Origin of the sequence: Cellulomonas sp. SLBN-39 (genome assembly GCF_006715865.1) — a bacterium.
Lineage (GTDB): Bacteria > Actinomycetota > Actinomycetes > Actinomycetales > Cellulomonadaceae > Cellulomonas.
The window spans coordinates 1,387,845-1,413,268 of the sequence record NZ_VFOA01000001.1; the positions used below are offsets into that span (position 1 = coordinate 1,387,845).

General features: G+C 72.2%; 23 protein-coding genes and 2 tRNA genes. 9 read left to right on the forward strand and 16 right to left on the reverse strand.

Translation table 11 applies throughout. The features are described from left to right. Window positions 1-104: 104 nt before the first annotated feature. A complete protein-coding gene (locus FBY24_RS06290; protein WP_142159017.1) occupies window positions 105-1,163 on the reverse strand; it encodes a phosphotransferase enzyme family protein in 1,059 nt (352 codons plus the stop codon). Window positions 1,164-1,473: 310 nt separating this feature from the next. Here FBY24_RS06290 and FBY24_RS06295 point away from each other — a divergent pair, with 310 nt between their 5' ends. Beyond that, a complete protein-coding gene (locus FBY24_RS06295; protein ID WP_142159019.1) occupies window positions 1,474-2,811 on the forward strand; it encodes an aspartate aminotransferase family protein in 1,338 nt (445 codons plus the stop codon). Between the two features lie 53 nt (window positions 2,812-2,864). On the opposite strand, the gene FBY24_RS06300 is transcribed toward FBY24_RS06295, so the two are convergent. Genes FBY24_RS06300 through FBY24_RS06310 form a run of 3 tightly spaced genes read right to left on the reverse strand, consistent with a single transcriptional unit; the run spans window position 2,865 to window position 4,987 of the window. Next, window positions 2,865-3,710, reverse strand: coding sequence for an SDR family NAD(P)-dependent oxidoreductase (locus FBY24_RS06300; RefSeq protein ID WP_142159021.1), 846 nt, complete (start codon window positions 3,708-3,710; stop codon window positions 2,865-2,867). A 35-nt stretch (window positions 3,711-3,745) separates the two neighbouring features. After that, a complete protein-coding gene (locus FBY24_RS06305; RefSeq protein WP_142159023.1) occupies window positions 3,746-4,111 on the reverse strand; it encodes a DoxX family protein in 366 nt (121 codons plus the stop codon). Between the two features lie 48 nt (window positions 4,112-4,159). After that, complete coding sequence (locus FBY24_RS06310; RefSeq protein WP_142159025.1) at window positions 4,160-4,987, reverse strand: SDR family oxidoreductase; 828 nt, start codon at window positions 4,985-4,987, stop codon at window positions 4,160-4,162. An 87-nt stretch (window positions 4,988-5,074) separates the two neighbouring features. Between FBY24_RS06310 and FBY24_RS06315 the strand changes: the two genes are divergently transcribed. Together FBY24_RS06315 and FBY24_RS06320 are read left to right on the forward strand one after the other, a co-directional pair. Beyond that, complete coding sequence (locus tag FBY24_RS06315) at window positions 5,075-5,695, forward strand: TetR/AcrR family transcriptional regulator (protein WP_142159027.1); 621 nt, start codon at window positions 5,075-5,077, stop codon at window positions 5,693-5,695. Between the two features lie 59 nt (window positions 5,696-5,754). Next, window positions 5,755-6,504, forward strand: a complete 750-nt coding sequence (locus FBY24_RS06320) for a GntR family transcriptional regulator (protein WP_142159029.1) — start codon at window positions 5,755-5,757, stop codon at window positions 6,502-6,504. A gap of 98 nt (window positions 6,505-6,602) precedes the next feature. Here FBY24_RS06320 and FBY24_RS06325 read toward each other — a convergent pair whose 3' ends face one another. From FBY24_RS06325 to dnaA, 12 genes are all read right to left on the reverse strand, one after another. Then, complete coding sequence (locus FBY24_RS06325; RefSeq protein ID WP_142159031.1) at window positions 6,603-6,944, reverse strand: hypothetical protein; 342 nt, start codon at window positions 6,942-6,944, stop codon at window positions 6,603-6,605. 439 nt (window positions 6,945-7,383) lie between these two features. Continuing rightward, window positions 7,384-7,456, reverse strand: a tRNA-Ala gene (locus tag FBY24_RS06330). Window positions 7,457-7,484: 28 nt separating this feature from the next. Next, window positions 7,485-7,604, reverse strand: a complete 120-nt coding sequence (locus FBY24_RS19220; protein ID WP_218887003.1) for a DLW-39 family protein — start codon at window positions 7,602-7,604, stop codon at window positions 7,485-7,487. A gap of 42 nt (window positions 7,605-7,646) precedes the next feature. Continuing rightward, window positions 7,647-7,720 (reverse strand) — tRNA-Ile (locus tag FBY24_RS06335). Window positions 7,721-7,832: 112 nt separating this feature from the next. Further along, complete coding sequence (locus FBY24_RS06340) at window positions 7,833-8,798, reverse strand: DUF3566 domain-containing protein (protein ID WP_142159033.1); 966 nt, start codon at window positions 8,796-8,798, stop codon at window positions 7,833-7,835. Then, window positions 8,795-11,404: a DNA gyrase subunit A gene (gyrA, locus tag FBY24_RS06345; RefSeq protein ID WP_142159035.1), complete on the reverse strand. Its 2,610-nt coding sequence runs from the start codon at window positions 11,402-11,404 to the stop codon at window positions 8,795-8,797. The genes FBY24_RS06340 and gyrA overlap by 4 nt, the downstream gene beginning before the upstream one ends. 71 nt (window positions 11,405-11,475) lie before the next feature. Beyond that, complete coding sequence (gene gyrB / locus FBY24_RS06350; RefSeq protein ID WP_142159037.1) at window positions 11,476-13,557, reverse strand: DNA topoisomerase (ATP-hydrolyzing) subunit B; 2,082 nt, start codon at window positions 13,555-13,557, stop codon at window positions 11,476-11,478. 196 nt (window positions 13,558-13,753) lie between these two features. After that, window positions 13,754-14,368: a DUF721 domain-containing protein gene (locus tag FBY24_RS06355; protein WP_140458245.1), complete on the reverse strand. Its 615-nt coding sequence runs from the start codon at window positions 14,366-14,368 to the stop codon at window positions 13,754-13,756. After that, a complete protein-coding gene (gene recF / locus FBY24_RS06360) occupies window positions 14,358-15,551 on the reverse strand; it encodes a DNA replication/repair protein RecF (RefSeq protein ID WP_142159039.1) in 1,194 nt (397 codons plus the stop codon). The genes FBY24_RS06355 and recF overlap by 11 nt, the downstream gene beginning before the upstream one ends. A 7-nt stretch (window positions 15,552-15,558) precedes the next feature. Continuing rightward, window positions 15,559-16,488, reverse strand: coding sequence for a phosphogluconate dehydrogenase (NAD(+)-dependent, decarboxylating) (gene gnd, locus FBY24_RS06365; protein WP_142159042.1), 930 nt, complete (start codon window positions 16,486-16,488; stop codon window positions 15,559-15,561). A gap of 133 nt (window positions 16,489-16,621) precedes the next feature. Continuing rightward, window positions 16,622-17,752, reverse strand: coding sequence for a DNA polymerase III subunit beta (dnaN, locus tag FBY24_RS06370; protein WP_142159044.1), 1,131 nt, complete (start codon window positions 17,750-17,752; stop codon window positions 16,622-16,624). Window positions 17,753-18,436: 684 nt separating this feature from the next. After that, window positions 18,437-20,044, reverse strand: a complete 1,608-nt coding sequence (gene dnaA / locus FBY24_RS06375; RefSeq protein WP_142159046.1) for a chromosomal replication initiator protein DnaA — start codon at window positions 20,042-20,044, stop codon at window positions 18,437-18,439. A gap of 539 nt (window positions 20,045-20,583) precedes the next feature. On the opposite strand from dnaA, the gene rpmH reads away from it, so the two are divergent. From rpmH to rsmG, 6 genes are all read left to right on the forward strand, one after another. Next, on the forward strand, window positions 20,584-20,721 hold the full coding sequence (rpmH, locus tag FBY24_RS06380; protein WP_043601468.1) for a 50S ribosomal protein L34: 138 nt from the start codon (window positions 20,584-20,586) through the stop codon (window positions 20,719-20,721). Window positions 20,722-20,732: 11 nt separating this feature from the next. Continuing rightward, entirely contained in the window at window positions 20,733-21,101 is a 369-nt protein-coding gene (gene rnpA / locus FBY24_RS06385) for a ribonuclease P protein component (RefSeq protein ID WP_142159048.1), read from the forward strand. Between the two features lie 10 nt (window positions 21,102-21,111). Then, window positions 21,112-21,408: a membrane protein insertion efficiency factor YidD gene (yidD, locus tag FBY24_RS06390; protein WP_142163251.1), complete on the forward strand. Its 297-nt coding sequence runs from the start codon at window positions 21,112-21,114 to the stop codon at window positions 21,406-21,408. Between the two features lie 19 nt (window positions 21,409-21,427). Beyond that, window positions 21,428-22,501, forward strand: a complete 1,074-nt coding sequence (yidC, locus tag FBY24_RS06395) for a membrane protein insertase YidC (protein ID WP_142159050.1) — start codon at window positions 21,428-21,430, stop codon at window positions 22,499-22,501. A gap of 46 nt (window positions 22,502-22,547) precedes the next feature. Next, a complete protein-coding gene (locus FBY24_RS06400; RefSeq protein WP_142159052.1) occupies window positions 22,548-23,051 on the forward strand; it encodes a R3H domain-containing nucleic acid-binding protein in 504 nt (167 codons plus the stop codon). Between the two features lie 499 nt (window positions 23,052-23,550). Further along, on the forward strand, window positions 23,551-24,234 hold the full coding sequence (gene rsmG / locus FBY24_RS06405) for a 16S rRNA (guanine(527)-N(7))-methyltransferase RsmG (RefSeq protein WP_255432260.1): 684 nt from the start codon (window positions 23,551-23,553) through the stop codon (window positions 24,232-24,234). Window positions 24,235-25,424: the final 1,190 nt, after the last annotated feature.

A 25,424-nucleotide genomic window follows, 5' to 3' on the forward strand; every position in this document is an offset into this window, starting at 1 on the left:
CGGTTCCTTCCGGGAGGGGGCACGCCGGTGGGCGGGCCGCGCAGGTGCGGGACGTGCCGTGCGGGAGGTGCAGGGGGTGCCTGTGCCGGACCTGGTGGTGCCGGTCAGTCGAGGAGCCACGTGGGGGAGACGAGGAACCGGCGGGCGACCTCGACGGTGCCGGGCAGCTGCGCGGCGTGCAGGCCGTCGGGGAGCGCGTCCGCGCGGTGGTTGGTCGTCCAGCCGAGCATCGTCAGGCGGCGCAGCATCGACAGGGCGCTCGCGTGCCGCAGGTCGTCGGCGGTCAGGGGTGCGAGCTCGGTGTAGCCGTCGACCCAGGCGCGGGCCATCGCCGGGGCGTACGGCTCGTGCTCGACGAACGACAGGGCGGCGGCGTAGTCGTACAGGTAGTACCCGAACCCGCAGTCGTCGAAGTCGATCACCGTGAGGGTCTGCCCGTCGGTCATGATGTTCGACGGCCGCAGGTCGGCGTGGATCAGGCCCCACGTGCGCTCGTCGCGCGGCAGGTCGGCGAGCAGCGCGAACGCCCGTGCCTGCGCCGCGGCGAGCAGCGCGTGCTCCTCGGGGTCGGTGACGGCGTCCTCCCACCGGCCCCAGCGGCACGTCGGGCCGACCATGTCCTCGAGGGTCCACGTGAAACGGGTGAAGCCGAACGGCGGCGTCCACGTGCGCGCGTGCTGGTGGAAGGCCGCGCTCCACCGGCCGATCACGCGGTAGAACTGCGCCGGGTCGGGCAGGTCCTCGAGCACCTCGCCGGTGATGAACCGGGTGCTGACGCACGCCCAGCCGTTGCCGCGCGTGTCCTTGACCACCGCGGTGAAGGGGCCGCGGATGGTCGGGACGGGGGAGATCAGGCTGACCTCGTCGAGCTCGTGCAGCGCACCGAGCCAGGCCAGCTCGGACGCGATCGCCTCCGGCCCGCCGACGTACCCGGGCTGGCTGACCCGCACGACACCGACGGGGGTGCCGTCGAGGTCGAGCCGGAAGGTGGCGTTCTCGGAGACGGTGATGAGCGGCATGTCGACCCTGCCCGGCTCCAGGCCCCACGCCGCGCAGACGCCGCGGTGCAGCCAGTAGGGCGCTGGCGCGCCGCGCGACAGGGCCGCGAAGGCGGCGAGCGAGACGTCCTCGCTGGGTCGTTCCGTCGTGGTCTCGATGGTCATGGGGTCCTCGCTCGGGTCCGCCGGGATGGTGCGTGCGGGTGGGGGTCGAGACGAGGGGAGCGGGCGGCTCGGGGCGAGCGTCCCGCGCCGCGCCGGGCGACGACAAGACGTCGCCAGGGCACGAAACGGGGGTTTTACACGACGGTGGGCGTGTCACCGACCGTTTACGTGCCGCTGCCCGACAGTGACCAACCGTTTACCGACGGCCCTGGGCGGGGGCCTGCCGCCCGCGCAGGATGGTGGGCCTCACGAGGCGGAGCCGGGCGGCCCTGCGCGCGAGGAGACCGGCGCACGAGGAGAGGACGGCACGGTGGCGACACGCTCGACGATCATGGACACCAACAGCTTCCGCCCCGAGGAGGCGTCGGGGCTGAGCCCCGCCACGCTCGCGATGACGCGCCGGCGCGAGGAGCTCCTGGGCTCCGCGTACCGCCTGTTCTACCGGGACCCGGTGCACCTGGTCCGAGGCCAGGGCGCGCACCTGTACGACGCCGACGGGGCCGAGTACCTCGACGTCTACAACAACGTCGCGTCCGTCGGCCACGCCCACCCCCGGGTGGTCGAGGCCGTCGCGCGGCAGGCCGCCACCCTCAACACCCACACCCGCTACCTGCACTCCGCGGTCCTCGACTACGCCGCGGACCTGCTCTCGACGATGCCGGACGAGATCGGCCGGCTGATGATGCTGTGCACCGGGTCGGAGGCCAACGACCTCGCGGTGCGGGTGGCGCAGGCGTTCACCGGCCGGCGGGGCGTGATCATCAGCGCCGAGGCGTACCACGGCAACACCGCGATGGTGTCGCAGCTCTCGCCCGCCCTGGGCAGCGCGCAGCCGCTCGCCGACTGGGTGCGCCTGGTGCCCGAGCCCGACCCGCGGCACGCGGCGGCCGCCGGGATGCCGCTCGGGGAGTGGTTCGCCGCGCAGGTGCAGACCCAGGTCGACGACCTCGAAGCCGCGGGCCACGGCTGCGCGGCGCTGCTGGCCGACTCGATCTTCTCCTCCGACGGCGTCTACCCGGACCCCGCCGGCTACCTCGCGCCCGCGGTCGAGGCCGTGCGCCGCGCGGGCGGGGTCTTCATCGCGGACGAGGTGCAGCCGGGTTTCGGGCGCACCGGGCAGGCCTTCTGGGGGTTCGCCCGGCACGGCGTCGTCCCCGACCTGGTCACGACCGGAAAGCCGATGGGCAACGGGATCCCCGTCTCGGGCATGGCCGCCCGCCCCGAGGTGCTCGCCGCGTTCGCGGACCACCTGCCGTACTTCAACACCTTCGGCGGCAACCCGGTGTCGGTCGCGGCCGCGCAGGCCGTGCTCGACGTCCTCCGTGACGAGGACCTGCAGCTGCACGCCGACCGCGTCGGCACGGACCTGCTCGCCGGGCTGCGCGGGCTCGACCACGCGGCCGTCGGCGAGGTCCGCGGCGCAGGCCTCTACATCGGTCTGGAGGTCGTGGACCCGGCCGACGGCACCCCGTCCCGGCAGGTGGCTCTCGACGTCGTCGAGGAGCTGCGCGCACGCCGCGTCCTGACCTCCGTGTGCGGCGGCGGCGGCAACGTCCTCAAGCTGCGCCCACCGCTGGTGTTCGACGACGACGACGCGGCCCGCCTGCTCACCGAGCTCGACGGGGCGCTGCGCAGCGTCGCCGGGTGATCACCCACGACGGTGCGCAGCCCCCTCGCGCGGGGCGATGTCGGCGGACGAGGTCAGACCAGGCCCGTGAGGCCGACCAGGTCCGCGCTGCGCTGCCACAGCCCTTCGGCCAGTTCCGCGTCGCGGACCTGCGGGTTCACCTTGTCGGTGAGCTTGCGCTGGTCGTAGTAGCGGCCCGAGTGCCAGGTCGTGCCGGGTTCGCCCTCGATGAACCAGGCGAGGGTGGCGCCACCCTTCTCCGGGCTGATCAGGGTCAGGTTCAGCAGCGGCGTCCGATAGGTGAACCGCATGGCACTGGTGGTCTCCGCAGCGAAGTTCGTGCGGACGACCCCCGGGTGGAAGGCGACCGCGCTGATCCCCTCGTCGCGCAGCTTGGTGTGAAGGCTCACGGTGAACAGGACGTTCGCGAGCTTGGCGTCGCCGTACGCCTTGTTCGCGTTGAAGTCACGGCGGTTGTCGAGGTCGTCCAGGTCGATCTTGCCGAAGAACCGGTGACCGATGCTGGACGTGTTGATGATGCTCGCGCCTCCCTGCCGCAGCTGCGGCAGGAGCAGGCCGGTCAGCAGGAACGGTGCGAGGTGGTTGACCTGCAGGGTCTTCTCGAACCCGTCCACGGTGGGCGTCGGGTCGCCGAAGATCCCTCCCGCGTTGTTGGCGAGCACGTCGATGCCCCCGGGGCCGACCGCCGACGCGATCTGGGCGGCAACGGCCCTGACGTCGTCCAGCCGGGCGAAGTCGGCTACGAACACCTCGGCCCCGGTCTGGCGGGCGACCGCCTCGGCCTTCTCCCTGGACCTGCCGAGCAGGATCAGCCGGTGGCCCCGGTCGGCGAGGATCCGCGCCGCAGCGGCACCGATGCCGTCCGACGCCCCGGTGATGACGATGGTCTTCTGTGTCATGGCACTCCTCGAGCGATGGTCTGACGGGGACGACCTCACGCGTGCGCGACGACCGCCAGGACGAGCGTCACCAGGGCGATCAGCAGGACGACCACGTCGGCCGTCACACCGCTGCGCTGCTGCGCACCCCCCGCCCGGAGCCTGGTGACGATGGCGCCGGCCATGAGCAGGACGACGCCGCCCGCAGCGGCGACGCCGGCCAGGGGTACCCAGATCCCGAGCACGAGGGCGGCGACGACCACACCCTCGAACGCCCCGATGGCCCTCCACCGGCCGGGCGGGACGTGCAGGCTGTCACGGATGGCGTGGGAGGAGGCGGACCCGGCGATCTTGCCCCCTCCGGTCGTGAGCAGGAGCGCCGCGAGGAGCACGCTCAGGACGATGTGGGCGACAGCAGGCATGGGGGCTCCTCGCGGCGACGGCTGGGGATGGCGGGTCGTGCGGTGAGGTCAGTGACCGTTCGACTGGAGCGAGAGCTCCTTCCAGGACTCCCAGGTGGCGAGCCGGTCCTGGTAGATGCCGGGGACGATGAGCGTGGGCATCGTGCCGAAGAAGACGCGCAGCGGCGGCTCGGGAGCGTCGACGAGCGTGAGGATCGCGCGACCTGCGGCCTCGGGGTCGCCCGTCATCTCGGGCGGCGTCCGACGGGCACCTTCCGCCATCGCCTGACGGACGCCGTCGTACTGCGGCTGGGGGTCGGCGTGCACCGCGCTGGAGCCGGACCAGTCGGTCGCGAAGCCCCCGGGCTCGACGAGGGTGACCTTGATGCCGAAGGGGGCGACCTCCTGGGCGAGCGACTCGGAGAGCCCCTCGAGCGCCCACTTCGAGGCGTGGTAGCCGCCGAGGTTGGGGAACGCGGCGACGCCGCCGACGGTCGAGATCTGCACGATGTGGCCGCTTCCCTGCGCCCGCAGGATCGGCAGCACGGCCTGCGTGACGTGCAGGACCCCGAAGAGGTTGACCTCGAGCTGGTCGCGCAGCTGCTGGGCGGAGATCTCCTCCACGGTCCCGAAGAGGCCGTAGCCCGCGTTGTTGACGACGACGTCGAGGCGGCCGAAGCGCTCGTGCGCAGCCTGCACGGCCACGGTGACGGCCTCGGCGTCGGTCACGTCGAGCGTCAGCGGGAGCACCGCCTCGCCGTGCTCCTCCACGAGGTCGTCGAGCGCGCGGATGTCGCGGGCCGTGGCGGCGACGAGATCGCCGCGCCCGAGGGCCTGCCGGGCGAACTCCTTGCCGAACCCACGGCTGGCGCCGGTGATGAACCAGGTCTTCTGCATGGTCTGCTCCTCACGTCGAGATGTGCCATCACCATACGCCACTTCTGACACTGAGTGCCACAAGTGGCGCACTGGTAGGGTCGTCACATGTCGTCGCCCACCTCCGAGAGCCTGCGGGCCCGTACGCGTCGAGCCGTGCAGAACGAGCTCCTCGACGCCGCCCAGGAGCTCTTCGCCCGGGACGGCTACGAGCACGTGACGATCGAGCAGATCGCCGAGGCCGTGGGTGTCTCGCGACGGAGCTTCTTCCGCTACTTCCGCAGCAAGGAAGCCGTCGTCCTGGGCAAGTACGAGCGCCAGGGCGAGCAGTTCGCCGAGGCGCTCGACGCCCGGCCTGCGGACGAGCACCCCTGGGTGTCCCTGCGACGGGTGTTCGACGGTCCGGTCGCCTACATGTCCGACCCGGTCCTCGGCCCGCGGGCCGAGGAGATGCAACGGATCATCGACTCGTCCGAGACCCTGCGCGCAGGGTTCCTCGAGCGCATGCAGCGTGCGCAGGACGTGCTGGTGGATCGTCTGGTCGCGCGGGCGCAGGCCCGTCGGGAGGACGTCGGTCGCCTCGAGGTCGCCGCGCTCGTCGCCGCAGCTTTCGCTGCCATGACCGTCGCGCGCAGCCACGCCCAGCGGGCCGGCATCCCCTTGGACACCGCCGTGGACGACGCGATGGACGCCGTGGCCCGAGGCGCGGTCCCCGTCGGCGTGAGCTGACCGCCGCACCCCGAGAGCCGGGGTACCTCCGGGGTCCCCGACGCCCTACGGTGTCCGCCATGAGGGTGGCGCCGCACGAGCAGACCGTCGCCGCCGCGGCGACCCTGCGGGCGATGATGCGCCGCCAGGAGCTGCGCCCCGGCGACCGGCTCGGCGACGAGCGCAGCCTGGCCGCCGAGCTCGGCATCACCCGGTCCCGGCTCCGCGAGGCCCTCGAGCTGCTGCAGGCCGCGGGCCACGTGCGCCGGCGGCTCGGACGCGGGGGAGGGGTGTTCGCCTCCGACGGGCGGATCGAGCGGAACCTCAACACCATCGAGGGGCTGCCGGACATCACCCGCGTGCAGGGCGTGCGGCTCGTCACGACGGTGCTGCGGGTCGAGCTCGTGCGTGCCGGCCCCCTCGACCGCCGCCTGCTGCGGCTGCCCGCCGGTGCCTCCGTCTACCACCTGCAGCGCCTGCGCCGCACCGACGACGGCGCCGGTCTGAGCCTGGAGGACACCCGCGCCCCCGCGTCCCTGTTCCCCGAGCTGGACGCCCAGGACCTCACCCAGCTCTACCGCTGCTTCCGCGAGACCTACGGCGTGACCCCGGCCGTCTCCGACGAGAGCATCGAGGTCGCGTACGCCACCGCGGGCCAGGCCGAGCTGCTCGACGTCGACCCCGGCACCGCGCTGGTCCGCCTGTCGCGGCTCACGCTCGACGACCAGCAGCGCCCGGTCGAGATCGGCACCGAGCTGTTCGTCGCCGACCGCATGCGCTTCCACCTGCGCCGCTACGGCGTCGTCGGCAACCCCCACCGCCCCGGCTGACCAGCCCGGTCGCCCGCGACCGGGCTCCCGCTCACGCCTCAGACCCCCGAGCCGCGCACCAGGTCCCGTTCGCCGACCGTCGGGATGGTCGACAGGCCTCAGACCCCACCGCGGGCTCGTCGCCAGATGCCCTCGAAGTCCGCTGCATCGATGACAGCGACCGTGAACTGGGGATCGGCCGCGATCTCCTCCGGTCGCGGGATCGGTACCTGGCCGAGGCCGGTGGTCTCCGTCTCGTGCTGATCGTCAGCCCACGCCAGACGACCGTCGGCGAACTCGTCGACCTTGCGCACCTCCCAGCCGTCGACGATGTGCGACCACAGCACCACGGGGTCCTCGGCGTCATCGTGGTGCCAACGAACACGCTGGAAGTAGCCGGCAGTCACCGCCTGATCGTGGCACGTCGCAGGCACCACAGCACCGAACGGGCTCTGGCTCACGGGTCAGGGCCGTGAACCGTGAGCCAGAGCCCGCTCGGCGGCGGGGGACGCTGTGAGGGCGACCGGGAACCAGGGGACCGGGGCCGGGGCCTCGGCCGAGGGTCTGGTGAGCATCCAGCGGAGGACCGCGCTCGCCTCCGCGTGGCTCGGGAGCAGGCCGCGGCTGTTCGTGCAGGTCCCGAGGGCGGTGGCGACCTCGTCGGCGTACCCGTGGCAGTGCCACGAGTGCAGGTCGAACCAGTCGTCAGCCCCGACGACCTCCCAGCCCAGGACGCGCTGCGCCGGGCCGACCGGCTCCTGCCGACGGAGGACGGCCGGGACGCAGCACCGGCGGCAGCGCGGTGGGAGTGACGAGGACCCATCCGGCAGCGACGAGCGGCGGGGCGGGCACCCGCCCATCATGGCCGGGCGAGCCGCCAGGGTCCTCCGGATTGCTGGGTGGAGCCAAGGGGACTCGAACCCCTAACCCCCTGCTTGCAAAGCAGGTGCGCTACCAATTGCGCCATGGCCCCTGGTCGCGGCGCTCGCGCCGCGGGGAGGTCACTCGAAGGTGTCGGTGACCTCGGCCCACAGGTCCCGCTCGTCGCGGTCCTGCACGTACTTCTGCCAGGCGACATATCCGACGACCGCTGCCGCCGTCAGGAGAAGGAGCTTCTTCATCGTTCTCCCGTCATCGGGGTGGTACGGCATCACCGTGCTGCGTGGGCCTAACAGGACTTGAACCTGTGACCTCTTCCTTATCAGGGAAGCGCTCTAACCGTCTGAGCTATAGGCCCGCCGTGCGCCCACCGGTGACGGTCCACCCCGAGGGGCGGCGTCCGGCGTGCGCGACGGTCGAGGGTACCGCAGGGGGCGCCGTGGTCCCAAACCGCCGGCGCCCACCGCGACTCACTCGTCCGTCATGGTGACGTGCACGCCGCCGACCAGCGACGCCACGATGTTGTAGAGGAACGCGCCGATGGTGGCCAGCGCGGTCAGCAGGAACACGTCGATGACCGCGACGAGCGTCGCCGCCGAGATCGTCTTGCGGAACGAGACGTACTCGTTGATGTCGATCGGCGTCTCGGTGCCGGCGATCTGGCGGATGAGGCCGTCGATGTCGGCGAACACCCGCAGACCGTCGAGCGTGAACCACACGACGGCCGCCGCGACGACGATCATGATGCCGATCGCGACGGAGAGCAGGAACGCGAGCTTCATGACCGACCACGGGTCGACGCGCGAGATCGCGAGCCGCACGCGTCGCGGGGCGCCGACGGCCGGCGTGCGACCGGTGGCGGGACGGACCGACGAGGTGGCACCGGTGGTCGGACGCGGGGCGGCGGCGCGCTCCTGCGTCGACGTCGGGGAGGCCGACGTGGCAGTCATCTGGGCGTCCTCGGTCCGGGGGCGTGTCACCGAAGCGTACGCCCGGCTGAGGCTCGCACCGGTGGAACTCGCCGCCTTCTTCAGCCACTCCGTCGTCCCGTCGACGGCGGTGACCAGCGGAGAGGGCTCGTCGGCTCGCGGAGCGGGGCCGCCCGTGCCCGCAGAGCCGGCGGGGAGCGGGTCCTCGACCGTGCCGATGACGCGACGGTCCTCGCCCGACGACCCCGTGGGGGTGGACGTCGTCGTCGAGGTGCCGCCCGACGAGCCGCCGGTGCTGCGTCCCGTCGTCGACGTCCGCGCCGTGTACGTCGGAGGCGTCGAGGAGCCCGACGACCACGCCCCGTCGTCGGACTTCTCCGAGGCCGCGGGACGCTCGGCGTCCTTCACGGTCTCGGTGCCCGTCGAGCCTCCGGGACGCGCCCCGGACCCACCCGCAGGCGGGGTCGGCCGCTTGCGCGGGGGGATCGAAGGGGGGGTCTCGCTCATGCGTCCTCCGCGGTTCGGTGGCCGGTGTCGTCGGTCACCGCTCCGGTCGGGGTGGTCGACGTGTCGGGGACGTCGGCTCCGTCGGTGTTCTGACCGTTCTCGCCCACGGTACCGGCATCGTCGCCCAGGTGTCGCTCACTGTTGCGGGCAACCGCGATGATCCTGTCGCCGTTGTCGGGCTTGGCGAAGATGACGCCCTGGGTGGTGCGCCCCGTGGCCTTCACCTCGGCCGTCGCGGAGCGCACGATCTTGCCGCGCTCCATGATGACGAGCACCTCGTCGTCCAGGTCCGTGACCAGGGCGCCGACCAGGTCGCCGTTCGCCTCGGGCAGGTTGGCGACCTTGATGCCCAGGCCGCCGCGGCCCTGCTGGCGGTAGTTCTCCACCGTCAGCGCGGTGCGCTTGGCGATGCCGCCCTCGGTGACCGTGAACAGGTATGCGTCCTCGCGCACGACGTCCATGGCCAGCAGGTCGTCGTCGCCACGGAACTTCATGCCGGTGACGCCGCTGGTGGCACGGCCCATCGGGCGCAGGGAGTCGTCCGAGGCGGTGAAGCGCAGCGACTGCCCCTGGCGCGAGACCAGCATGACGTCCTGGTCGGAGTCCACGAGACGGGCCGAGACGAGCTCGTCGGGCCGACCCTCCTCGTCCTCGCGCAGGTTGATCGCGATGACGCCCCCCGACCGGTTGGAGTCGTACTCGCTCAGACGCGTCTTCTTCACCAGCCCGCGGCGGGTCGCGAGCACGAGGTGCTCGGCCTGCTCGTAGTCGCGCAGGTCCAGCACCTGGGCGATCTGCTCGCCCGGCTGGAACGCCAGCAGGTTCGCCACGTGCTGGCCCTTGGCGTCGCGGCCGCCCTCCGGCAGCTCGTAGCCCTTGGCCCGGTACACGCGCCCGAGGTTGGTGAAGAACAGCAGCCAGTGGTGCGTGGTGGTGACGAAGAAGTGGTCGACGATGTCGTCCTCGCGCAGCTGGGCGCCGCGCACCCCCTTGCCGCCGCGGCGCTGGGCCCGGTAGGCGTCGACCCGCGTGCGCTTGGCGTAACCGCCGCGCGTGATCGTGACGACGACCTCCTCCTCGGCGATGAGGTCCTCGACGTTCACCTCGCCGTCGAACGGCAGGATGTGCGTGCGGCGCTCGTCGCCGAACTTGTCGACGACCGTCGCGAGCTCCTCGCTGACGATCTGGCGCTGGCGCTCCGGCGACTCGAGGATCGCGTTGAGCGCGACGATCCGGGCCTCGAGCTCGGCGTGCCGCTGCATGATCTCCTGCCGCTGCAGCGCGGCCAGGCGGCGCAGCTGCAGGTTGAGGATCGCCTGGGCCTGCTGCTCGTCGATCTCCAGCAGGTCCATCAGCCCGTTGCGCGCCGTCTCCGCGTCGGGGGAGCGGCGGATGAGGGCGATGACCTCGTCCAGCGCGTCCAGCGCCTTGAGGTAGCCGCGGTAGATGTGGATCTCTTCCTCGGCGCGACGCAGGCGGAACCGCGTCCGACGCTGGATGACCTCGATCTGGTGCGCCGTCCAGTGCCGCACGAACGCGTCGATGCTCAGCGTGCGCGGCACGCCGTCGACCAGGGCGAGCATGTTCGCGCCGAACGTGTCCTGCAGCTGCGTGTGCTTGTACAGGTTGTTGAGCACGACCTTGGCGACCGCGTCGCGCTTGAGCACGATGACCAGGCGCTGGCCCGTGCGGCCCGACGTCTCGTCGCGGATGTCGGCGATGCCCTGCACCTTGGCGTCGCGGACCAGGTCGGCGATCTTCTTCGCCAGCGAGTCCGGGTTCACCTGGTACGGCAGCTCGGTGACGACCAGGCACTGGCGGTTCTGGATCTCCTCGACCTCGACCACGGCACGCATCGTGATCGAGCCGCGGCCCGTGCGGTACGCGTCCTCGATGCCGCGCCGGCCCAGGATCGTCGCCGCCGTGGGGAAGTCGGGGCCCTTGATCCGCTCCAGGAGCGCCTCGAGCAGCTCCTCGCGGGACGCCTCGGGGTGGTCCAGGTGCCACTGCACGCCCGCGGCGACCTCGCGCAGGTTGTGCGGCGGGATGTTGGTCGCCATGCCGACCGCGATGCCGGCAGAGCCGTTGACCAGCAGGTTCGGGAACCGCGAGGGCAGGACGACGGGCTCCTGGGTGTGCCCGTCGTAGTTGTCCTGGAAGTCGACGGAGTCCTCGTCGATGTCGCGGACCATCTCCATGGCCAGCGGCGCCATCTTGCACTCGGTGTACCGCGGGGCGGCCGCCGGGTCGTCGCCGGGGGAGCCGAAGTTGCCCTGGCCCCACACCAGCGGGTAGCGCATCGACCAGTCCTGCACGAGGCGGACCAGGGCGTCGTAGATCGCCGTGTCGCCGTGCGGGTGGTACTTGCCCATGACGTCGCCGACGACGCGCGAGCACTTGGAGAACTGACGGTCGGGCCGGTAGCCGCCGTCGTACATGGCGTACAGCACGCGCCGGTGGACGGGCTTGAGGCCGTCACGCACGTCGGGCAGGGCGCGGCCCACGATCACGGCCATCGCGTAGTCCAGGTACGACCGCTGCATCTCCAGCTGCAGGTCGATCTGGTCGATGCGGCCGTGCTCGATCTCGCCGGGTGTCTCGGTCACGTGCGGGTCACTCCACTCACCAGGTCCGTCAGTTGCGCGTCGTGCGCGCCGGCCGGGGCCGGCGGCGTGCGTCAGATGTCGAGGAAGCGCACGTCCTTGGCGTTGCGCTGGATGAACGCCCGGCGGGACTCCACGTCCTCACCCATGAGCACCGAGAAGATCTCGTCGGCGGCCGCGGCCTCGTCGAGCGTCACCTGCAGCAGCGTGCGGTGCTCGGGGGCCATGGTGGTCTCCCAGAGCTCCGTGTAGTCCATCTCGCCCAGACCCTTGTACCGCTGGATCGCGTTCTCCTTGGGGAGCCGCTTGCCGTTGGCCCGGCCCTCGGTGACGAACGCGTCGCGCTCACGGTCCGAGTACACGTAGTCGTGGTCCGCGTTGGTCCACTTGATGCGGTACAGCGGCGGCTGCGCCATGTACACGTGGCCGTGGGTGATGAGCTCGGGCATGTACCGGAACAGCAGCGTGAGCAGCAGCGTGCGGATGTGCTGGCCGTCGACGTCGGCGTCGGCCATCAGCACGATCTTGTGGTAACGCAGCTTCGAGATGTCGAAGTCCTCGCCGATGCCCGTCCCGAAGGCCGTGATCAGCGCCTGGACCTCCTGGTTGCCGAGCGCGCGGTCCAGCCGCGCACGCTCGACGTTGAGGATCTTGCCGCGGATGGGCAGGATCGCCTGCGTGCGCGGGTTGCGCCCGCGCACGGCCGAGCCGCCGGCCGAGTCGCCCTCGACGATGAAGACCTCGCACTCGGCCGGGTTGTTGGACTGGCAGTCCTTGAGCTTCCCCGGCATCGAGTGCGACTCGAGCAGGCCCTTGCGACGGGTGGCCTCGCGCGCCTTGCGGGCGGCCAGGCGCGCGGCGGCCGCCTGCATGGACTTGCGGATGACGTCCTTGGCCTCGGACGGGTGCGAGTCCAGCCAGTCGCCGAGCTGCTCGTGCACCACGCGCTGCACGTACGTCTTGGCCTCGGTGTTGCCCAGCTTCGTCTTCGTCTGGCCCTCGAACTGCGGCTCGCCGAGCTTGACCGAGATCACCGCGGTCAGCCCCTCACGGATGTCGTCGCCCGTGAGGTTCTCGTCCTTGTCCTTGAGGATCCCCTTGTCGCGCCCGTAGCGGTTGATGAGCGCCGTCATCGCCGCACGGAATCCCTCCTCGTGCGTGCCGCCCTCGGTCGTCGAGATCGTGTTGGCGAAGGTGTGCACGGACTCGGAGTACGCGGTGGTCCACTGCAGCGCGATCTCGACGGCGATGCGCCGGGACGGGTCCTCGGCCTCGAAGTCGATCACGTCCGGGTGCACGAGCTCGACCTTCTTGGCCGCCACGAGGTGCTTGACGTAGTCGACGAGGCCCCCGTCGTACTTGTAGGTGATCGTGCGTGCGGCCGAGCTCGCCGTCGCGTCCGTGCCGGCGACCTCGTCCTCGGTCCCGGTGTGCTGCGGGCGCTCGTCGGTGAGCGAGATCTTCAGGCCCTTGTTGAGGAACGCGTACTGCTGGAAGCGCGAGCGCAGCGTCTCGAAGTCGTACTCGACGGTCTCGAAGATCGTGGGGTCGGCCCAGAAGGTCTGCGACGTCCCCGTCTCGTCGGTCGCCGCGCCCTTCTGCAGCTCGCCGACCGGCTTGCCGCCGTCAGCGAAGTCCTGCTGCCAGAGGAAGCCGTCCCGCTTGACGCGCGTCTCGACCCGGCGCGACAGCGCGTTGACGACCGAGATGCCGACGCCGTGCAGGCCGCCCGAGACCGCGTAGCCGGCGCCGCCGAACTTGCCGCCCGCGTGCAGGATCGTCATGACGACCTCGACCGTGGGTCGCCCCTCGGTCGGGTGCACCGCCACGGGGATGCCGCGCCCGTTGTCCGTCACGCGGACGCCGCCGTCGGCGAGCAGCGTGACCTCGATCGTGTCGCAGTAGCCGGCCAGCGCCTCGTCGACCGAGTTGTCGACGACCTCGTAGACGAGGTGGTGCAGGCCGCGCTCACCGGTCGAGCCGATGTACATGCCCGGACGCTTGCGGACGGCCTCGAGGCCCTCGAGGACGGTGATGGCGCTGGCGTCGTACGCGCCCGGCGCGGGAGAGCTGCTCGAGCCTGCGGCCGGGGCGGCGACCTCGGCGTTCCCCTCGTCCGAGTCCTGCGGTTCGCGAGAGGTGCTCTGGTCGGCCACGGGCGACGCTTCTCCTCGGTGCTGGGCGCGCGCGGGGCGCGTCGTGAGCGGCTGCGCGCCGCCGGGAGACCGGATCACCCCATGAGGCTGGAGTTCTCGTCTCTCACGGGCCCGCAGACGCCTGGAATGACCTCCCCAGTCTACCCGGTCACCACCTCGCGCACCGTTTCCCTCGCCGTGGCCTGTGCGCGGGCCGTCAGCCCCACGTGTCGCGCGGGCCCCGGCCCTGCACCCGGCGTGGGCCGCGACCGAACCCCGGTGTGCTCGGCCCGAGCACCTTGACCTCGAGCACCGTGTCCTCGCCGAACGCCTCGGAGAACCGGGCGAGCATGGTCGGGCTGTACATCCGGACGGTCGCGGCCCAGGTCGTGGAGTCCGCGCGCAGCGTCAGCAGCCCCTGCTCCAGGGAGACGAACTCGCAGTGCTCGGCCACGTCGCGACCCACGAGCTCGCGCCACCGGTGCTGCACCTCCCCGACGACCAGGCCCGGCTCCCACCCCAGGTCACGGGCCAGGGACTGCGCCGTGGCCCCCAGCAGCTGCGGGTCGCGGGCACCGGGTCGCGCACCGCTGGACACCGCCGGCGTCGCGCGGCCGCGGGGTGCTGCCCCGGGGTACAGCCCGCGGGCGCGGGCGGCGGCCTTCGCCCGTGCGAGGGCCGCACGGGCGACCTGCTCGGGCGGCGTCAGGTCGACCAGCTCGCCCACGGGCACGCCGTCGGGCACCACGGGCGGGCGGGGGATCAGCGCGCCCGACGGGTCCTCGTCCTGCGGGTCCGGCCCGCGCCGGCCCGGGCGGCCGTCAGAGGACACGGGTGACCTCGCCGCCCATGACGTCGACGCGTGCGCCGGCCAGGGGCTCGGGCACGTCCTGCGGCACGGCGGCCGTCACCAGCACCTGCCCGGCCGTCGAGACCAGCTCGGCGAGGCGGGTGCGGCGGCGCGTGTCGAGCTCGGCGAAGACGTCGTCCAGCACGAGCACCGGCTCGCCGTCCGGGCCCCAGTCGGCGGACCACGCGTCGGTCTCCTCGACGCCGTGCGTGAGCAGCCCGTAGGAGCCGAGGCGCAGCGCCAGCGCCACCGACCAGGACTCGCCGTGGCTCGCGTACCCCTTGGCGGGCAGCTCGCCCAGGCTCAGGACGAGGTCGTCACGGTGCGGGCCCACGAGGCACACGCCCCGCTCGATCTCCTTGCTGCGCAGCCGCCCCATCGCCTCGAGCAGCTGGGCCTCGACGAGCGGGGCGGGCGCCGGCTCGGCGGCCGCCCCCGGGTCGAGGTCGAGGGCCGCCTCCAGCGACGTGCGGTAGACCAGCCCGAGCTCGCTCTGCCCCGAGCTGACCTGGCGGTAGGCGTCCGTCGCGCGGGGTCGCAGCGCGGCGACGAGCGCGCGACGCGCGACGACGAGCTGGGCGCCGACCTGCGCGAGCTTGGCGTCCCAGACGTCGAGCGTGCGCAGGTCGGACCCGCTGCGCGAGCCGCGGACGGCGGCCCCGGCGCTCTTGAGCAGCGCGGACCGCTGCCGCAGGACCCGGTCGTGGTCGCCGATCACCCCGGCGATCCGCGGGGTCAGCTGGACCAGCAGGTCGTCGAGGAACCGCCGGCGGCCGTCCGGGTCGCCCTTGACGAGCGCGAGGTCCTCGGGCGCGAAGAGCACGGTGCGCAGAATGCCGAGGACGTCGCGCGCGCGCCCTGGCGAGCCGCCGTTGACACGCGCGCGGTTGGCCTTGCCCGGGGTCACCTCCACCTCGACGAGCGTGCTCCGCGCCTCGCGCACGACCTTCGCGCGCACGACCGCCCGGCTCGCGCCGTGCCGCACGAGCGCCGCGTCGCTGGGCACGCGGTGGCTGCCCAGCGTCGCGACGTACCCGACGGCCTCGACGAGGTTCGTCTTGCCCTGCCCGTTCGGGCCGACCAGCGCGGTGATCCCCGGCTCGAGCGGCAGCTCGACCTGGTGGTACGACCGGAAGTCGGTGAGCGAGAGGTGGGCGACGTGCACGGGCGGCTCAGGCCTCCGAGGTCGGCGGCGCCGTGGGCGTGACCGTGTCGGCGCCCGCGGCGCGCACCGCGTGCCCGCCGAACTGCTGGCGCAGCGCCGCGACGGCCTTCATCGCGGGGGACTCGCCCTGGCGCGACGAGAACCGGGCGAAGAGCGACGCGGCGATGACCGGCGCGGGCACGGCGAGCTCGATGGCCTCGTCGACCGTCCAGCGGCCCTCGCCGGAGTCCTCGACCCAGTCGTCGATCTCCGTGAACGCCGGGTCCTGCTCCAGGGCCTGGACGAGCAGGTCGAGCAGCCAGGAGCGCACGACGGTGCCCTTGCTCCAGGCCCGCATCGTCGCCTGCACGTCCGTCACGAGGTCCTTGGCCGCGAGCAGCTCGTAGCCCTCCGCGTAGGCCTGCATGAGCCCGTACTCGATGCCGTTGTGCACCATCTTGGCGTAGTGCCCGGCACCCACCGGGCCCGCGTGCACGAAGCCGTCGGCGCGCTCGCCCTCGGGCCGCAGGGCGTCGAACACGGGCATCGCGCGGGCCACGTCGTCGGCCGCTCCGCCGACCATGAGGCCGTACCCGTTCTCCAGGCCCCAGACGCCGCCGGAGACCCCGGCGTCGACGAAGCCGACGCCGTGCTCGGCGAGCAGCGCCGCGTGGCCCGCGTCGTCCTGGTAGTAGGAGTTGCCGCCGTCGATGACCAGGTCACCGGGGGCGAGAAGGCCGGCGAGGTCGGTGACTACCGCGTCAGTCACCGCTCCGGCGGGCACCATGACCCACACGACACGCTCGCCCTGGGGCAGGGCCTGCACGAGCGCCTCGAGCGTCGGCACGTCCGTGACGTCGGGGTTCCGGTCGAACCCGGTCACCTCGATCCCGGCGCGGCGCATCCGCTCGCGCATGTTCGCGCCCATCTTGCCCAGGCCGACCAGTCCGATGTGCATGCTTCGCCCTCTCGTCGTGCGCGGTTCCGCCGGTCGTGCGCCGTCGCACCGTGCACCACTGTGCCGCAGCCCGGGGGCGGTCGCCCGGGCGGCGAGGACTCCTCGTGCCGGCCCCGACGGACGGGGCCCGGCCTCAGCTCGCGAAGCGGATCGGGACCAGCAGGTAGCGGTAGTCCTTGAGGTCGTCGCCCTCGAGCGACTCCTGCCCCGTGAACTCCACCGGCTTGTTCGGGTGCGTGAACGACAGCCGGACGAAGGTCGTGTCCAGCGCGCCGAGCCCGTCGAGCAGGAACTGCGGGTTGAACGCCACGGAGATGTCCTCGCCGACGAGCGTCGACTCGAGCGCCTCGGACGCCTGCGCGTCGTCGCCCTGACCCGCGTCGAGCACCAGCTGCCCCTCGGCGAACGACAGGCGGATGGGCGTGTTGCGCTCCGCGACGAGAGCGACACGCTTGGCGGCCTCGGCGAGCTGCTGGCGGTGCACGATCGCGTGGATGGGCGTCTCGTCGGGGAAGAGGCGTCGCACGGCCGGGTAGTCGCCGTCGACGAGCAGGCTCGTGCTCTGCCGGCCGCCTGCCTCGAACCCGATGAGGTCGACGCCGCCGCCGGTGGACAGCGCCACCGACACCGAGCCGGCGCCGCCGAGCGACTTCGCCGCGTCGGACAGCGTGCGCGCACGGACCAGGGCCACGGCGGACAGGTCGGGGGTCGCGGGCTTCCAGGTCATCTCGCGCAGCGCGAGCCGGTACCGGTCCGTGGCGAGCAGCGTGACCTTCTCGCCCTCGATCTCCACGCGGACACCGGTGAGCAGCGGCAGGGTGTCGTCACGGCTCGCGGCGACCGAGACCTGCGCGACCGCGTGGGTCAGGTGCTCGCCGTCCACGGTGCCGGTGACGGGGGGCATCACGGGGAGCGCGGGGTAGTCCTCGACGGGCATGGTCAGCAGCGTGAAGCGGCTCGCCCCGCACGTGACCTGGACCTTGGTGCCGTCGAGGACCACGTCGACCGGCTTGGCCGGCAGCGCACGGGAGATCTCGGCCAGCAGACGCCCGGAGACCAGGACCGTGCCGGGCTCGCTGACGTCGGCAGGGAGCTGCGCACGCGCCGAGACCTCGTAGTCGAAGCTCGAGAGCTGGATGGTCCCCGTCGTGTCCGCCTCGATGCGGACACCGGCCAGCACCGGGACGGGCGGCCGTGTGGGGAGGCTGCGTGCGGTCCACGTGACGGCGTCGGCGAGCACGTCACGATCGACCCGGAACCTCATGCGTCACCCCTCGTCGTCGTCGCCCGTGCGGGGCACCGTCCCACCGCTCACCAGGCTCCTGCGAAGACTACGCGACGTCCTCTGCCCTGCAGCGCAGGTGGTCGGCACCGGCCTGCGCGTCGTCGGTCGCCGGCCCAACGTCGGTGGTCTGCCCCCTTCATCTCTCTGTCCCGTCATCGTCATAGGGGTTGTGAATCCTGTGGATCACGGGTCTTGGTGCAGGTCAGGGCCACTTTCGCTTGTGGAGCCCGCCTGTGGGTGACGAGGGGTCTGCTGGGGACGCCTGGGGACGGCGCGGAGTTCGTCCCCAACCGTCCCCAGATCGGCCCTGTGCCCTCCACAGGAACGGAGGGGGTCATCCACCGCCGTCCACAGGTCTGTGCACAGGTGTGAGTAGTCATCCCATGCCCGATTTCTGCTGGTGGCGCGTTCCTCCTGCGGACACCCGATGTTCTCGCGGGGAGGGGGTGCCGGCGTCCGCCCGCACCCGGGGGACCGGCTGGAGGGGCGCTGACGCGACGACGTCGTCGCAGGTCAGGCCCGGGGGCAGCCGGGGACGACGAAGCGCAGGATCGCGCAGGGAGCACGATCCCGGGGTGTGACCTTCGTCCCCAGGCCGTGGGGAAACCTGTGGATAAACACCCGCTCGCGGTGGACGACGGGTGAGGGCACGGAGGCGGCGGATCAGCCGCGGTGCTGCTGCTTGATCCGGTTCGTGAGCTCCGTGACCTGGTTGTAGATCGACCGTCGCTCGGCCATCAGCTCGCGGATCTTGCGGTTCGCGTGCATGACCGTGGTGTGGTCGCGGCCGCCGAACGCCTGCCCGATCTTGGGCAGCGAGAGGTCGGTCAGCTCGCGGCACAGGTACATCGCGATCTGCCGCGCGGTCACCAGGACGCGGGAGCGGCTCGACCCGCACAGGTCCTCGATGCTCAGACCGAAGTAGGCGGCGGTCTGCCCGATCACCGTCGTCGCGGTGATCTCCTGCGTCTGGTCGTCGGTGATCAGGTCCTTGAGGACGATCTCCGCCAGCGTGACGTCGACCTGCTGACGGTTGAGGTTCGCGAACGCGGTGACCCGGATGAGCGCACCCTCGAGCTCACGGATGTTGGTCGAGATCTTCGACGCGATGTACTCCAGCACGTCGTGCGGGGCCTGCAGGCGCTCGCTCGCCGCCTTCTTGCGCAGGATCGCGATGCGGGTCTCGAGGTCCGGCGGCTGGACGTCGGTGATCAGGCCCCACTCGAAGCGCGACCGCATCCGGTCCTCGAAGCCGTTCAGCTGCTTCGGCGGCACGTCGGAGGTGATCACGACCTGCTTGTTGGCGTTGTGCAGCGTGTTGAAGGTGTGGAAGAACTCCTCCATCGTCTGTTCCTTGCCCTGCAGGAACTGGATGTCGTCGATGAGGAGGACGTCCACCTCGCGGTACCGGCGCTGGAAGGCGCCCGCCCGTCCCTCGGAGATGGAGTTGATGAAGTCGTTGGTGAACTCCTCGGAGTTCACGTACCGCACGCGCACGGCCGGGTAGAGGTTCTGCGCGTAGTGGCCGATCGCGTGCAGCAGGTGCGTCTTGCCCAGCCCGGAGTCCCCGTAGATGAACAGCGGGTTGTAGGCCTTGGCCGGGGCCTCGGCCACCGCGACCGCCGCCGCGTGGGCGAAGCGGTTCGAGGATCCGATGACGAAGGTCTCGAAGAGGTACTTCGGGTTGAGCCGTGCCGGCTCGGCGGTCGCGGTGCGCCGCGCCGGGCTGAGGTCCTCGACGGCGCGCAGCGTCGCGCGGTCGCCCGGCAGGGGCCCGCGCCCGTCGTGACGGTCGTCGTCGTCGAACGCGTCGTCGCGCCCGTGCAGCGGCCGGGGCTGGCCGGCGTGCTGCTGGGGGAGGTGCGGCTGACCGTTGCGGCCGTCGTGAGAGCCGTCGTGCCCGTCGTGGCCCAGCCGGACCGGGGCCCCGCGCTCGGACGTGAGCGCGTCGGACGCGCGGACCGGTGGAGCGGGGACGACCCGCAGCGCCGGCGGGACGTCGCTGGCGATCTCAGGGTCGACGGTGATCGCGAACCGGGCCTCGCGGTCGAGCGCCTGGCTGAGCGCCCCGGTGACCTCGTCGCGCACGCGCGTCTCGAGGTACTCCTTCGTCAGGTCGTTGCCGACCGCGAGGATCATGGTGCCGTCGAGGATGCCCAGCGGGTGGGCGAGACGGACGAACGCGAGCTGGCGCGGCGTGATGTCCGGGCTCGCCTCGAGGGTCTGCACGACGTGCCCCCACACGCGGGCGGGTTCTTCGTCCTGTGACACGTCCTACCTCGGGGTGCTCGTCCAGCGGGCTGCGAGTGTGGCACCGCCCGGCGTTGTCCACAAAGTTGTCCACACCTGTGCGTTCGCCGACGAGCGCCGTTCCGGGCTGCTGCGGAGGCGCTCCGGACCGGCGGTCGGCCGGTGGCCGGCTCCGCACCGCCGACCGGTCGGGCGCCGCCCAGGGTGGCACGTCGTGCGCGGACCGCGCGAGCCCCCGGGGTGACGAGGACCGATGCTAGACCCCGCGGAGTGGGTGAAGAAGCCCGCGCACGGGTGAGTCAGCCCGGACGTCCGGGCAGGTCGTGGTGCCGTGCACGGTGGGGGAGCGCCGCAGGTCGTCCGACCGTCGACTCGGTCACACCGCCTGCGTTTGACCGGCCGCCGAAGGCTCGCGTAACGTGGCCCAGCCTCATGACGGCTCCTCTCGGCGCGCCCAGACGCCAGCCCGTGCCTCGGCAACGGGTTCCCGGAGCGGTCGACCGGCACATGGACCTGGTCGCGCACCCCTGGGCGGCCGTACCGAGACCTTGGAGACCGTCGTGACCAAGCGCACCTTCCAGCCGAACAACCGGCGCCGCGCCAAGACCCACGGCTTCCGCCTGCGCATGCGCACGCGAGCCGGCCGCGCCATCCTCGCGGCGCGCCGCCGCAAGGGGCGCGCCGAGCTCTCGGCCTGACACCCCGCCCGGTGCTCCCCGCAGCGCACCGGATGCGCCGGTCTGCCGACTTCGAGCAGACGGTGCGTCGCGGGGCGCGCGCCGGACGCGACACCCTCGTCGTGCACCTCACGACCACGACCGACCCCGGCCCGCCGGTGGTCGGTCTTGTCGTGTCCAAGGCCGTCGGCAACGCCGTCGTCCGCAACCGCGTGAAGCGCCGGCTGCGGGCACTCGTCCGGCCGCGTCTGGACGCGCTCGGCGCCGGAACACTCGTGGTCGTCCGTGCCCAGAGCGCAGCGTCGGTCGCGACCTCGGACCAGCTGGCACGTGATCTCGACGGCGGGATCGCGCGGGCGCGCGATCGCGCCACGCGGCGCGGCACGGGGCACGGTCGCTGACGTGACGGGGATGACCGGGCGCCGGGCGCTGGCCGTGGTGCGACGACTCCCCGCGGTGGTCCTGCTCGCGCTGCTCCGGGTCTACCAGGTCGTGGTGTCGCCGATGACGCCGCCGACCTGCCGCTTCTACCCCTCCTGCTCGCAGTACGCGGTCGTCGCCGTCCAGCGGCACGGCGCGCTGCGGGGCACGTGGCTGGCGACCCGCCGGCTGCTGCGCTGCCACCCCTGGAACCCCGGCGGCGTCGACGACGTTCCACCGGCGCGCCCTGCGCACCGCCACCACGACGCGGCCACGCCCGCTCACTGAGCTCCGAGGAGCCTTCTTCATGGACTGGATGGACGGCCTGCTGTTCCCGATCATGGCGGTGGTCGCCTGGATCATGGTGCAGTTCCACGACCTGCTCAGCGCCGCCGGCCTCGACCCCGCGGGCGGTGCCGCCTGGGCGCTGTCGATCGTCGGGCTCGTCATCGTGATCCGGATCCTGCTGATCCCGCTCTTCTTCAAGCAGATCAAGGCCTCGCGCGGGATGCAGCTCATCCAGCCCGAGATGCAGGCGCTGCAGAAGAAGTACAAGGGACGCACCGACCCGGCGTCCCGCGAGGCGCAGAGCCGCGAGATGATGGAGCTCTACCGCAAGCACGGCACGAACCCGTTCGCGTCCTGCCTGCCGCTGCTGCTGCAGTCCCCGATCTTCTTCGCCCTGTTCCGCGTGCTCTACGAGCTCCCGCGGCTGGCAGAGGGCACCTACCCGCGGGCCGACGCGATCGGACCGATGACGCAGGAGCTGGCGGCCCAGGCCGAGCAGGCGACGATCTTCGGAGCGCCTCTGGCCGGCACCTTCATGCAGGCGAACGGTGTCTGGCAGATCCAGCTGGTCACGGTGGTCCTCATCATCGCGATGTCGGCGACCACGTTCCTCACGCAGCGCCAGCTCACGATGAAGAACATGCCGCCTGCCGCGCTGGAGGGGCCCATGGCCCAGCAGCAGAAGGTGCTGCTCTACGTGCTGCCGCTGATCTTCGCGTTCTCTGGCGTGAACTTCCCGATCGGCGTGCTCATCTACTGGACCACCACCAACCTGTGGTCGATGGGCCAGCAGTTCTACACGATCCGGCGCATGCCGGCGCCGGGCTCCGCTGCCGAGGCGGCGCTCAAGGCCCGCAAGGCCCGCAAGGCCGCCTCCCGCGGCGAGACCCCCGAGACGGTCGAGGGCACGACCACTGCGGTGATCGAGGAGCGGCCCCGCAGCGGTCAGCGGCAGCAGCCGAAGCGCAAGGATCGTGCCAAGGGACGACCGCAGACCGGCGCCGGGCAGGCCTCCGGCACGGAGACGAACGGCAGCGACGACGCGGGACCGACCGCGGGCGACGACGGCACCACGCCCACCGGAGGGCGTTGACGTGACGACGGACCAGAGCGCGCAGGCGCGACGAAACGGAGATGAGATGGGTGCGACGCAGCCTGAGGTGGCCGCAGACGTGAAGCGCCTCGAGGAGGAGGGCGAGATCGCCGCCGACTACCTCGAGGAGCTCCTGGACATCGTCGACGTGGACGGTGACATCGAGATCGACGTGGAGCACGGTCGGGCCGCCGTCGAGATCGTCTCGGAGGAGTCGGAGGACCGCAGCCTGCGCCGTCTCGTGGGCCCGCACGGCGAGGTGCTGGACGCTCTCCAGGAGCTGACGCGTCTCGCGGTCCAGGCGCGGACGGGCGAGCGCAGCCGTCTGATGCTCGACGTCGCGGGCCACCGCGCCGCGCGGCGGACCGAGCTCGTCGCGATCGCGGAGGAGGCGATCGGCCGCGTGCGCTCCGACGGTGCCCCCGTGGCGCTGCGTCCGATGAACCCGTTCGAGCGCAAGGTCGTCCACGACACGGTGGCAGCCGCGGGCCTGGTCAGCGACTCGGACGGCGTCGAGCCTGATCGTCACGTGGTGATCCACCCGGCCTGATCGCGCACCTGAGGCTCGACGGAGGCGGGCGACCCCAGAGGGTCGCCCGCCTCCGTCGTCCATGGGGTCGGTCCGCGCCGTGGTCACTTCTCGACGCCGTTTCACGTGAAACCGTGGTCGTCGTTGCCTCGTCCGGACGCTTCGGGAGCGACACGACCCACTCGGGCTGCGGGGCAGCGCCCCGAAGCGATGCGTTCGACGCGGCCCGGGCGAGCCCGTCTCGACATGCGCAGCGCTGGGCGCGGTCCTGCTCGCGCCCGGGGACCGCGGGCGCCTGTGCGGGCTGGCCCATGTTTCACGTGCAACGGTCATCTGCCTCCTCGGAGGCCACCAGACGCCGCGGAGATCGGACCATTCGCCCACCTGCGGTTCTTCGCGCGCGTGGCGCCGGGTCCGGAGTGCGACGCGCGGTACCGTGGGCGGACGCCGAGCGGCGTCTGTCGCCCCTGGCAGAGGCGTGCGACTGCAGCGGTGTTTCACGTGGAACCGAGGAGGATGCGTGGTCGAGGCGTCGACGAACGGCGGGATCGACGACGTCGAGGTCGATCCGTGGATCGGCGACCCGCGCCTCGAGGCCTTCTTCGGAGCGGCCTGGGCAGCCGTCGACGGCTTTCACCGGATGCTGGCCACCGAGGGGGAGCTGCGTGGACTGATCGGGCCTCGTGAGGTGTCACGGCTGTGGGAGCGGCACCTGCTCAACTCCGCGGCCGTCGTGCCGTTCCTCCCGCAGCGTGGGGTGATCGTCGATGTCGGCTCGGGGGCCGGTCTGCCCGGGATCGTGGTCGCGGCGATGCTGCCCGACGCGGAGGTCGTCCTGCTGGAGCCGATGGAGCGTCGCGTCGTCTGGCTCGGAGACGTGGTTGCGGCCACGGGGCTCAAGAATGTCGAGATCCGGCGAGGGCGCGCGCAAGAGATGGAAGAGGGCGTCGCCGATGCGGTCACCGTCCGTGCCGTCGCCTCGCTCGACAAGCTCTACCGGTGGACCGCTCCGATCCTCCGGGCGGGGGGGATGCTTGTCGCGCTCAAGGGCGAGCGGGCCGACGACGAGGTGCTGGCCGCTGCGCGCGCGGCCAAGGAGACAGGCATGATCGGAGCACAGGTGCGCGCGTCGGAGACCATCCCCGGGGTCGCGGGTGCGCGTGTGGTCACCGCCGAGCGGGGGAGGCCCGGTCGTGTTCGGTAGGAAGAAGCGGCAGGAGCAGGAGCGTCTCGAGCAGGAGCGCCTGGAGCAGGAGCGCCTGGAGCAGGAGCGCCTGGATCAGGAGCGCCGGGAGCAGGTGAGGGTCGCTGACGAAGCCCGGCGCCTGCAGGAAGCACCTGAGGAGAGCGGTCCGAGCGGCGGGGCGATGTCCGCGACGGGGGATCCCCTGGCGCCGGGACGAGTGACACCGGGGCCGCCGACGGAGGTGTCCGGGCTGCAGCCTGATCCCGGGCCGGATGGCGATGGGCGAAGGCTTGGGTCCGCGTACGGACCGGCGGCAGCGTCTCGCCGGCCGGCGGTCGGCGCGGATCCGGAGGCGGGTAGCGCGGGCGAGCACGGGAGCGGGTCCGCTGAGGACGGACGGATCCGACCCGAGACGCGCGGGGGGCTCGGAGATGGACCCGTCGGGGTTGCCGATGTGGGGACGTCCGACCTCGCCGGCGGTGAGTGGCGGCCGCGCGGGGGAGCGGTGGCGCCATCGTCGACGAGCGCAGGTCAGCCGCGCGCCGGGGCGTCCTCACCCGTCGACGGCGGGAGCGAGGGCGACCCGACGCCGACGGGAGTCGACCGATGGGCGTCAGCGGCGGCTGGCGTGCGGCAAGGGGGGGAGGGCGGCGGCACCGAGACCCTCGCCGCTGCTCACGACGCTGTTTCACGTGAAACCGCGCGCGCCTGGAGCGCGCCTGACGCGGCGAGATCGGCGGGCGGCGGGTCCCAGGCTGTGGGGTACGACGCGACGCGTCCGGCAGGCTCGCCGCCGGACGGCCCCGTTGCGCCCGCAGAGACGCCCCGCGCAGCGCAGGATCCGGGCGACACCGCTGATGTTCCACGTGAAACCGCCTGGGCTGCCGCCGTCGTCGACGCGGACGCCCGCGATGTTCCACGTGAAACGGCAGCGGTCTCCGAGGCGGCGACCTCGGACGGAGAAGGGGAGAATCCCTTCGGGCACCCCGGGGAGGCTCGCCCACGACGGACCGGCGGACGACCACAGCCCGTCTCGGTGGCCCAGCTCGGAGCCGCATACGCGTGGCAGACTGAGGCAGCGCTCGACGAGTCGGAGCCGGCGGCCACGCCGCCCCCGCCGAGCGATCATGGCGGATCGCACGACGCCCCCGCTGCGCTGCAGCCCGGGCCGATCGTGGGATCGACCCCCAGCGAGACGGACAGAGGAG